Origin of the sequence: Clostridium tanneri (genome assembly GCF_033659955.1) — a bacterium.
GTDB classification, from domain to species: Bacteria; Bacillota; Clostridia; order Clostridiales; family Clostridiaceae; genus Clostridium_AM; species Clostridium_AM tanneri.
This window is the reverse complement of the sequence record NZ_JARUJP010000096.1, coordinates 1-407: the sequence shown is the minus strand read 5'-3', so window position 1 is coordinate 407 and position 407 is coordinate 1. Positions and strand designations below refer to the sequence as shown.

Genomic DNA, 407 nt, shown 5'->3' with positions numbered 1-407 from the left:
ACTTTACAGACACATTGGACCAGACGTTGACGTTCCTGCTGGAGACGTTGGTGTTGGTGGAAGAGAAATCGGATACCTTTATGGACAATACAGAAGAATCAGAGGAGCTTTCGAAAATGGAGTTCTTACTGGAAAAGGATTAACTTACGGCGGAAGCTTAGTAAGACCAGAAGCTACAGGTTTCGGAGTAACTTACTACTGTAACGAAATGTTAAAGCACGAAGGAGAAACTTTTGCAGGAAAAACTGTTGTAGTTTCAGGCTTTGGTAACGTTGCTTGGGGAGTTTGCCAAAAGGTTAGCGAGTTAGGTGGAAAAGTTGTAACACTTTCCGGTCCAGACGGATACATCTATGATCCAGAAGGAGTAACTGGTGAGAAGATAGATTACATGGTTGAAATGTTAAGAA

General features: G+C 42.0%; 1 protein-coding gene. It reads left to right on the top strand.

Annotated elements, in window-relative coordinates:
* Positions 1 to 407: Glu/Leu/Phe/Val dehydrogenase dimerization domain-containing protein (locus tag P8V03_RS19100; protein ID WP_318799386.1), on the top strand; the 407-nt coding region annotated here is incomplete at both ends.